This window comes from Acinetobacter sp. GFQ9D191M, assembly GCF_011174875.1.
Taxonomy (GTDB): domain Bacteria; phylum Pseudomonadota; class Gammaproteobacteria; order Pseudomonadales; family Moraxellaceae; genus Acinetobacter.
Map to the genome: position 1 here is coordinate 1 of NZ_JAALGV010000135.1, position 8,527 is coordinate 8,527.

8 protein-coding genes are annotated in these 8,527 nt (G+C 34.9%); 2 read left to right on the forward strand and 6 right to left on the reverse strand.

Annotation, left to right across the window (positions count from 1 at the left end):
* Positions 1 to 378: 378 nt before the first annotated feature.
* On the forward strand, positions 379 to 672 hold the full coding sequence (locus G5T77_RS16095) for a hypothetical protein (protein ID WP_005005987.1): 294 nt from the start codon (positions 379 to 381) through the stop codon (positions 670 to 672).
* A 194-nt stretch (positions 673 to 866) separates the two neighbouring features.
* Here G5T77_RS16095 and G5T77_RS16100 read toward each other — a convergent pair whose 3' ends face one another.
* Positions 867 to 1,670, reverse strand: coding sequence for a DUF4942 domain-containing protein (locus G5T77_RS16100; RefSeq protein ID WP_005005990.1), 804 nt, complete (start codon positions 1,668 to 1,670; stop codon positions 867 to 869).
* 251 nt (positions 1,671 to 1,921) lie between these two features.
* On the opposite strand from G5T77_RS16100, the gene G5T77_RS16105 reads away from it, so the two are divergent.
* On the forward strand, positions 1,922 to 2,710 hold the full coding sequence (locus tag G5T77_RS16105) for an aminoglycoside adenylyltransferase domain-containing protein (RefSeq protein WP_038350081.1): 789 nt from the start codon (positions 1,922 to 1,924) through the stop codon (positions 2,708 to 2,710).
* Positions 2,711 to 2,836: 126 nt separating this feature from the next.
* Here the strand turns inward: G5T77_RS16105 and G5T77_RS16110 are convergent, their stop codons facing one another.
* From G5T77_RS16110 to G5T77_RS16130, 5 genes are all read right to left on the reverse strand, one after another.
* Entirely contained in the window at positions 2,837 to 3,295 is a 459-nt protein-coding gene (locus G5T77_RS16110) for a DUF523 domain-containing protein (RefSeq protein WP_077170035.1), read from the reverse strand.
* A 154-nt stretch (positions 3,296 to 3,449) separates the two neighbouring features.
* Positions 3,450 to 6,551: an efflux RND transporter permease subunit gene (locus G5T77_RS16115; RefSeq protein ID WP_038349993.1), complete on the reverse strand. Its 3,102-nt coding sequence runs from the start codon at positions 6,549 to 6,551 to the stop codon at positions 3,450 to 3,452.
* A complete protein-coding gene (locus G5T77_RS16120) occupies positions 6,551 to 7,717 on the reverse strand; it encodes an efflux RND transporter periplasmic adaptor subunit (protein ID WP_052232764.1) in 1,167 nt (388 codons plus the stop codon). Before G5T77_RS16120 ends, G5T77_RS16115 begins: the two co-directional genes overlap by 1 nt.
* 253 nt (positions 7,718 to 7,970) lie before the next feature.
* On the reverse strand, positions 7,971 to 8,231 hold the full coding sequence (locus G5T77_RS16125; protein WP_038349994.1) for a hypothetical protein: 261 nt from the start codon (positions 8,229 to 8,231) through the stop codon (positions 7,971 to 7,973).
* Positions 8,232 to 8,278: 47 nt separating this feature from the next.
* Positions 8,279 to 8,527 (reverse strand): integrase core domain-containing protein (locus tag G5T77_RS16130; protein WP_048609107.1); only part of this gene is annotated, 249 nt, incomplete at its 5' end.

Below are 8,527 nucleotides of genomic sequence, written 5' to 3' on the forward strand. Positions count from 1 at the left end.
CAAATTTCCGGATCCATCTCTTTAAATCACAGTTGTTGTCGATGTAATCTGAGATTTCATCAAACAATGTTTCCATGTGAGCACCGCTAAAAGTTTTAGGGAAACCGATGTATAAAGTGCCTTGTAACTGTACTGATTGAGCGTTTAAATTTGACATGCTGTTCACTCCAAGTTTTAAGCTTTCTGCTTTTGATAGTTTCATTTTATGGGAAAACACAACCTGGCAAACCTTTCTCGAAAAATAAGATTTTCAATCTTTTTTTAATCAATTAAAAAACATCGCTTGCGTACTAATATGATTTTTCTATTAGCCGTATCGCCGTAATGCATTAAGAATAATTTAACGAGCAATTAGTTAATTAATTAAGTTTAATTAAATTGTTAAGTTTTAAAACATATGAAGATGAACCAGCTCAAGACCGTCTTGTGCTTGAAAACATCACCATTGCTGAAGCGATGAAGTTAGCTGAAAACAACGGATTCTTTAAAGCAAAGTACCAGGTGCTTAAAGTGATTCAATATTTTGATGTTGAATTGGTACTCACGGCGTCTGATGTTGAGTACTGTGCTGAATTACACCAGTTTAGCGGTGGCTATAACGTGACGGTGCTTGCTGATACACCTGAACAAGATCTTATTGCAATTCTCAATTCATTGGGGATATTGAATTAGAGCCATCTCGTGATAAGAGAATGCAGCTCCGAAAAATGGAGTCTAAATTTAAATCTGCCTTTAAGGGATATGATTTATCCCAAGTATCCATAGTGATATGGTCAGTGTATGTTCACCAGTGGCACGATCGCAAAATTAGTACCGTATATATCTAAAAAAAACCACAATAACAATTGATGGTTTTTTAATGAGCTTTATAAAATGGGTTCATCATACGCACGGCGTTTGTGTTTTACATTTGGATCTATGCCAATTTGATTCGGATATAACAGGTTTAATACCTGGTTAATGCGATCAACTACGCATTGATTAAACAAGATATGACAGTTACCGTTTTCGTAGATCTTAATGCGTAATAAATTATCATCAATGCTATGCCAGATACCACGATCTAACCTGAGTTTATCTAATCTAGTGTGGTCTAAAGGCTTGCCAAATAACTGCCTTGCTATAAAGCGTACTTCTTCCACTAAATTATCTCGTCTGCAATAAGAATGGTAGCTATTGTGATGAATGATCACGCACGGGTTAATACCAGCACCAAGATTGGTTTTGTATTTGCTTGATAATTGGCAAAACAATGAATCAACTTTACGAGCATATGCCATGTGGCGCGTAGACCAGATAGATTCTAAAAATACATTCACGTTATCCATCGTGAAATCTTCAATTTCATGACGAGCAATTTTATCTGACAACGCATCATATTCTTTTTCAGATATAAAGTTTCTAAGATTGATGATCTCAGTTAACTTCCTCCAGAAGCATGACGATATTTGTTTTAAAGCAGATTCTTCAGTATTGAATGATGATGAATATGATTTTCGGGTGATTGCACTCACAATCTGGTAAGCATCAAGTTCAATATCTTTGATGCTTTCATAAATAACCTTTATTGACGATTTTGCTTTTTCGCATTGCAAAATTAGCTTTTCGACTTCAATAAAGTCTAATTCAGATGCTTGCACTTCTCTTTTTATATTTACCAACATATTCATAATTGCCCACCTAATTAGCTTAATTGTCTATATAGATATTTTAATAAAAACCATGGTCATTAATTTTTTTTTAAAATTTATAAGCTAACTTTTTCACTATAATTAAATTAAATAAGCACAACGCTTAAAACTTGGTGTAGTGGAATATGGCTCAACCTTTAAAATTCCTTTTAATACCACTGGCTATGTTAGCCAGTGTTCTGTATAATGCTCTATGAATTCATTACTTATTTTTTTAAATTAAAAATCATATGCAAAGCTTAAATGATGAAGAGTGTCGCCAAGTTGAAAGTGTAAAACAGCTTTTACAAAAAAATTTTAAAGATAAGCTTTATGCTATTTATTTATATGGTTCGTATGTTGATGGTGGTTTAAAACATAAAAGTGATCTTGATATTTTAGTTATTATTGAACGTGAAATTACCGATCAGGAAAGAAAACAATTAGCGCAGAATTTTCTAAATATATCTGTTCCGATTGGTCATGCTACAGCGCGTGCCTTAGAAATTACGATATTAGAAAAAGGGAGTATTACCAATAAAAATCATCCATATACATATCAGCTACAATATGGCGAGTGGTTGAGAGAAGAATTACTCAAAGGTGAATTACTTTATAGTCAATCTGATCCAGATATTAGTATTTTACTTAAAACTGCCCAATTACATAACATTACTATCTTTGGACCTGATATTTGCGATTGGTTAAATCCAATTAGCTATGAACAATTAATATTTGCCATGCAAAAAACTTATCCACAAATTATTGCTCATTGGAAAGACGATCAGGATGAATGTAATCAAATTTTAGCGCTATGCCGTATAGCTTATACATTAGATCATAAAACAATAGTTGCCAAGGATGTTGCTGCGACATGGTTTTTAGAATTCTTAAGTCAGATAGATCAAGACATTTTGCAACTCATAATAGATGAATATATTGGGCAAGGTCATGAGCAATGTTGGTTAGTTTTACATGATCAGCTTGCTAAAATTGTTAAAGAATTACAGCATAAAATTGAACCACTACTTTTTAACTGATGTGGAAGTAATGGATATGCTTCTTAGATTATTACCTCACTATATCTCTAAATACCGAAGAGACTTGATATTGCAAAGGGGGGCGTGGTTGGAGTTGCATGAAGATTTTAAATAAAAGCGGAGGAACTAGGGTAAAAGTTGCCAAAAAGTTTCTTCTGAAATGACTTTTATATTATGACGTTTAAGCAAAGCGGAGGTAACTCCATTGCCATAGATCTTATTCCCATTAAATTGACCATCGTAAATCATTGAACTACCACATGAAGGGCTATTTTCTTTAAGCACTACCAGAGTAGCTTTTAATAATTGAACTTTTTTTAAAGTTCTATATGCCCCTTCAATATAGATTGAAGTCACATCCTTTCCTGATTTTTCAATTACACAGGCTTTTCCATCTAAGACATCATCGCCATTACCTCCCGAAATCTCGGCAGGTTCGCGTGGTGTTGATAAACCGCCAAGAATCTCTGGACATACCATAGTAGCTTTTCCATCTTTGACTAATTTTTCGATTTTTTCGTTTAAGCTATGCGTCCCGTTATAACGTACCTTTAAGCCAGCCAGACAAGAACTTACTAAAATCATATTTCCTCTATGAAAAAGATATGTATCGATTTGCTATTTAGCCAGTACCTATTATTTTTTAAAATTAATAGGTTAGTGCTATGGATAAAACAAGAATTTAAATATGATCAATGCAAAGTGAGTTATTTTTTTTCTAACCCACAAAGCTTATAGATTAGTTTGATCCTTTTTGTTTAGAAAATTTATCAACAGTTCCCATAACAATAATGAAAAAAATAGGGACAAACACTAAAGCAAGAAGAGTTGCACTGATCATTCCTCCAAATACGCCAGTACCTATAGCCTTTTGGGTTTCAGAACTCGCACCACTTGCAAAAACTAAAGGAATAACTCCGCATGTAAATGCTAAAGAAGTCATTAAGATTGGACGCAAGCGCAATTTTGCAGCTTCAACGGTTGCTTTAACTAAACTCATCCCATCTTCTCGGAGAGCCTTAGCAAATTCAACAATTAAAATGGCATTTTTCGCTGATAATCCAATGATGGTAATCATACCAACCTTAAAGAAAATATCATTGGGCATACCTCTTATCATTACAGCTATAAATGCACCTATAAGCCCTAGAGGTACAACCAACATAACAGAAAGAGGGATGGACCAACTTTCATATAACCCAGCTAAAACAAGAAATACTACGAGCATAGATAGAAGTAATAAAAATATAGTTTGCGATTCAGCCTGTTTTTCTTCTAAAGAAATACCACTCCATTCATACCCCACACCTTTTGGAAGTTGTTTGATTAAATTTTCCATTTCTGACATTGCTTGACCAGAAGATATACCAGGTGCTGGACTACCCGTAACACTTAAAGATGGACGACCATTGTAACGATTGTATTGTTGTGGGGAGTATTGCCAAACTGGAGTAATAATCTCAGACATAGAAATCAGTTTACCACTTTGACTATTTACTTTGATTTGTAAAATATCATCAATACTCATACGTGATTTGGCATCAAGTTGAACAATAACTTGCTGCATACGATCTTGATTTGGAAAATCGTTGATATACATTGAACCCATTGAAGTAGAAATGATATCGGTAACATCACTGAAGTTAACACCTAATATTTGTAGTTTTTCACGATCAATTTTGAGTTGTACAGAATTTCCATCTGGTAAACCATCAGAGTAAACATCTACAACTTTTTTACTTTGAGTTGATAAACTGAGTAATTGATCTTGGGCTTGTGCTAATGCTTGCATGCCAATATTTCCTACATCCTGCAATTGTAATGAAAATCCAGAAGAGCTTCCTAATTCATCAATTGCTGGAGGCAATACAGACATTACTTGGCCTTCCGAGCTGTCAGCCATTGCAGTATTCGCATTATCCACGACTTGTTGGGCAGTAATTTTACGGTCCTCAAAGGGGAGTAAATTGGTAAAATACATTGCTGTATTTTGCCCTGAACCACTAAATCCAAAGCCTAAGATCGCCATATTATCTTGAATACCAACTTCTTTATTTAGATGTTCCTGAAATTCAGTAACAACTTTTTTGGTACGTTCTTGTGTGGCATCAGAAGGAAGTTGAATTGATGTCATAAACCAACCCTGATCTTCTTCTGGCATAAATGCAGTAGGTACTTGTTTAAAACAAAAAAGAAGTGCAACAACAATGCCTATAAAAAATAGCATAGCCGTTCTTTTATGTTTAATGACTTTAAATAAACCATGTTCATATCGATTATTTAATTTTTCAAAACTTCGATCAAACCAAGCAAAAACACCTTTTTTCACATGATTTTTATCTATTGGTTTCAACATGGTTGCACATAAAGCAGGTGTCAAAGTTAAGGCTAGGAATGCTGAGAATAAAATCGAAACTGACATTGTGATAGTGAATTGGCGATAAATAATCCCTACTGAACCATTTGCTAAAGCCATTGGTAAAAATACTGCAGCCAAAACCAAAGTAATACCAATAATCGGATTCGTAATTTCTTTCATCGCCTTCGAGGTGGCATCTGCAGGGGACAAGCCTTCTGATACCATGATTCTTTCCACATTTTCAATCACTACAATGGCATCATCTACAATGATCCCAATCGCCAGCACCATACCAAACATGGTTAGGACATTGATAGAAAAGCCAGCAAGTAGCATTACAGAGAACGTTCCTAGCAATGCTATGGGAGCAACAATAGCTGGAATTAAGGTATAACGAACATTATGAAGAAATATGAACATTACAATAAAGACTAAAACCATGGCTTCAATTAATGTTGTAATTACTTTTTGAATAGAAACTTTAACAAATGGTGCAGTATCATAAGGGATTGAGAATTTCATTCCATCAGGTAATGAAGTACTCAATTGGTTGATTTTTGCCTTTACCCCTTCAGCAGTTTTAACGGCATTTGCATTGGGACTCATTTGTATTGCTATTGCTGTAGATGGATTACCATTCTCTAAAATGGCAAAACTATAAGACTGCGCACCAACCTCAATATGAGCCACATCTGATAACAGTACAGTTGCCCCATTTTTATTCGAACGTAAACTAATTTTTTTAAATTGTTCAACAGTCTCCAATTGCCCTTGTGCTGTTAATGGAATCGTAATTTGCTGTCCTTTGAGGGCAGGTGTATCACCTATACGACCAGGTGAAATCGGGAGGTTTTGATTTTGAATAGCCGTATTTACGTCTTTAATACTCAGACCATAAGATACTAAACGATTTGGATCGACCCAAATGCGCATAGCTTTTTCAGCTCCAAAATTCTGGATTTTCCCAACCCCATCAACTCGCTTGATTTCTTCAATGACGTGTCGTGTCATGTAGTCACTTAGGTCTATTTCAGAATATTGATGATTAGGGGAGTTCAGACCTATGATCATCAAAAATCCAGATGAAGCTGCATCAACCATAAGCCCTTGTTGTCGAACAGGTTGAGGTAGTCTCGACTCAATTGCTTTGATTTTGTTTTGAACATCAACTTGAGCAAGCTCTACATCTGTACCAGGCTTAAATGTAGCAGTAACAGTAGCGCTACCAGAGGTATCTGAACTTGAACTGTAATACAGTAAATTCTTAACACCTGACATTTCTCTTTCAATAAGTGTTACAACACTGTCATTGAGCGTCTTTGGTGTAGCTCCAGGATACATTGCTGTAATACTAATTTGTGGTGGAGCTACACTTGGAAAGCGTGCAATTGGCAATTTAGGTATACTTAATACACCAAATAAAATAATAAATAAGGCGATGACCCAAGCAAAAATTGGTCGACGAATGAAAAATTGAGACATTATTGCTGCCCCCCATTTTCATTATTCGTTATAGGTGCTTGCCATTGTTTTACTTTTAGTCGCTGATTAGGTTGAATACGGTCTACACCTTCGACAATGATTTTTTCACCCGCATTTATACCTTGCGTGACTACATAACTATTTTGATAACGCTGACCCAGTTGCACAGTTTTACTTTGTGCTTGCTCTTTTTGGTTGATAATAGTTACATTCGCCTTACCACTAATATCATGTTGGATAGCTTGCTCTGGCACTAAAATCGCATTATCAACTTTTGTTCGGCTCATGTTGATACGGACATACATGCCGGGAAGCAATTTTTGACTAGGATTATTCGCTAAAATACGGATAGTCACATCACCAGTATCGGGATCTACTTTAGTGTCTGAAAATAAAATTTCACCCCTTACATCGTATGGCTTACCTTGACTATTTAGTATTTCAACGTTATGGCTAGCATTTGACAAATTCCCTTGTTGTAATGCTTCCTGTATTTTTTCATAATCAGTAATTGACTGTTTTACGTCGATATACACTTTATCAATTTGCTGTACTACTGCCATGGCTTTAGTATCACCTTGGCTGACTAATGCACCTTCAGTCACTAAAATCTCACCAATAATTCCAGATATTGGCGATGTAATTGTTGCATATTTTAGGTTAAGTTGTTGACGTGAAAGTATCGCTTCCATTTGAGTAACATCAGCTTTTGCTTTCTGATATTCTGCTTCAGTATTGTTATATTCTTGCTTACTAATTGCATTAACTGTCACCAGTTCAGCGTATCGTTTTAACAAAATTTGAAGGCGTGTTACTTCAGCCTCAGCACGATGTAAAGTTGCTCTATTACTTTTGACATCAGCCTGAAATATTTCAGAATTTAATTTAAAAAGTGGTTGACCTGCATGTACATAAGTACCCTGTTTAAATAGAACTTTATCTACTATGCCACCAACCTGAGGGCGAATTTCAGCAATACGATATGCAGTGACACGCCCAGGGAGATTTTCAATCAGATTTATTGATTGTGTTTGGGCAGTCATTACACTTACTGATGCTAACGGTGCATCTGCTGAATGATGCTCTGCATTTTCTGATTTTGAGCAGCCTATTAGTAGCACAGTCATAATGCCAGCTGAGCTAACTAAATAACGACTTTTTTTCATAATTTCCATCTTTGAATAGGGTTAAGCTCATACAGTTAAATGATAAATAGCGGTATAACTAAAGTTTAGATTAACTGGTGAAGAGCTTACTAAAGTGACATTTTGCTTAAACTATATAAGTGAAGTAGGCATTGTATTAAACGAATATTTAAATCATTCGATTTAAATATTCTAAGTTAATAAAATAGTGACTTATAAAATAAAAAACGGAAGGTTTTCATTTTCACTGGTTTGATGACATAAAATCTTAAAGCTAAGTATTGATTTCTAAATCATATTGTTGCAGTACACTAGGGGTCAATATACATTTGAATATTGATGAATAAATTCCTAATTGATGTTGCATTTTCCATCCTTCAGAAAAATCTGCCATTAACCAAATAACCTCATCTACAAAAATATGCTCAATTGCAATAAACCAATATTCTTTTTCAAGATCTGTCAGCGTTACAAATTCAGCATATCCTTGTTTAAAAAGATTCCACTCATCAACTGTAAACAGAGGTGGTTCCACTTGTTTGAACAACTAAAAGCGTATTTATAAGTGATATTCCGCTCTAGTTAAGCCACCTTGTTTTGTTGGGGTAGCTGATCATAGTAAAACTCATTTGGTGTCATTTTGTCTAGACTCGAATGAGGTCGTTTCAAATTATAAAACTCAAAATATGCACTTAATTGCTTTTTCGCATCTGTGACACTGCTATAAGCTTTGAGATACACCTCTTCATATTTAACGCTCCGCCATAATCGTTCAACCATCACATTATCTACCCATCGACCTTTACCATCCATACTGATTTGAATGCCATT